Annotated in this window: 3 protein-coding genes; all 3 read left to right on the top strand. The window is 38.5% G+C overall.

Translation table 11 applies throughout. The features are described 5' to 3' along the window. A partial coding sequence (locus HT708_RS00805) for an LPXTG cell wall anchor domain-containing protein (RefSeq protein ID WP_240156183.1) occupies positions 1-629 on the top strand: 629 nt, incomplete at its 5' end. A gap of 356 nt (positions 630-985) precedes the next feature. After that, positions 986-1,171: a hypothetical protein gene (locus tag HT708_RS00800; RefSeq protein WP_031233472.1), complete on the top strand. Its 186-nt coding sequence runs from the start codon at positions 986-988 to the stop codon at positions 1,169-1,171. Continuing rightward, on the top strand, positions 1,152-1,302 hold a 151-nt coding region (tnpB, locus tag HT708_RS12290; RefSeq protein WP_172924053.1), incomplete at its 3' end, for an IS66 family insertion sequence element accessory protein TnpB. The genes HT708_RS00800 and tnpB, both read left to right, overlap by 20 nt.

Genomic DNA, 1,302 nt, shown 5'->3' with positions numbered 1-1,302 from the left:
CACCTAAGAAACCAGATGGAACAACTTACCCATCAGGAACTAAGGTAGAAATTCCAGGAGAAAATGGAACAACAATCACAGTAACAATTGGTGACAATGGTTCAGGTGAAGTACCAAATGACAAGCTTCCGAAAGGTGCTGTGCCAGGTAAAGGTAAAGTAACAGAACCGAACAAGAAACCATCACAACCAGTGGATGTAACAACACCAGCTCGTAAGACACCAACAGTAGACTTGGTACAAGATCCTACTACAGGTGATGTGACAGTGACACCTAAGAAACCGGATGGCTCAACTTATCCTAAAGGAACTAAGGTAGAAATCCCAGGTAAAGATGGTCCAATCACAGTAACGATTGGTGACAATGGTTCAGCTAAGGTTCCAAATAATCAGTTGCCAGATACTGAGGCTGTAGGTAAGGCTAAGATTACAGAACCAGGTAAAGCAGCTGTAGAAGTTCCTAATGTAACTACACCAGCTAAGGTAACAGTCTCTACGGAACAACCAAGTAAATCACATAATGTATTGCCAAATACAGGAACAGAATCAAATGCGACTCTTGCTTCTCTAGGACTTCTTGGTATGCTAAGTGGACTCGGATTTGCGTTTAGAAAGAAAAAAGAAGACTAAAATAAAAGTTTAGTCAAGCTGACATACATTCTTCTGTATTTTAAAAATGAGCCCTATTAATTCTGTTGATTATTTTAGGAATCAAGTACAAGGGATGTTTAGATAAAAGAGTCTGGGACAAAAGTCCTTTATCTCCAAAAAAAGCAACGGATTTGCCGTTGCTTTTTTGCGTACGACGGGCATGTCGTGCATCTGATACTGGACTAAAATCAAAAAACATCTTATAATAGTAGTTATGAAACTTACAAACGAAGAAACACAAAAAATTGAGTAAGCGCGTCATAACAAGGTATCTATCATTCATGGAAGACCTCCTGTATACTATTAGTAAAGTAAAACTATTGGAGGATATTTAAATGCCACAACCTATTGTTCCTGTAGAGATTCCACAATCTCGTCGTTTTGATTCTAAAAAGAGAAATGATATTCTGCTTAAAATTCGTATTGGCAAGCTTGAAGTAAGTTTTTTTCAATCTCTCAATCTCGAAATGATAGAACAGCTTTTGGATAAGGTGTTGCTCCATGACAATTCATCTATCTAGCCTAGGGCAGGTCTATCTCGTATGTGGGAAAACGGATATGAGACAAGGCATTGATTCACTGGCTTATCTCATTAAAACCCACTTTGAATTGGATCCTTTCTCAGGTCAAGTCTTTCTCTTTTGTGGTGGAC

The organism is Streptococcus sp. 3613 (assembly GCF_013277375.1).
GTDB lineage: Bacteria > Bacillota > Bacilli > Lactobacillales > Streptococcaceae > Streptococcus > Streptococcus pseudopneumoniae.
The sequence above is the reverse complement of the archived record's forward strand: the minus strand, read 5'-3'. Positions and strand labels throughout refer to the sequence as shown.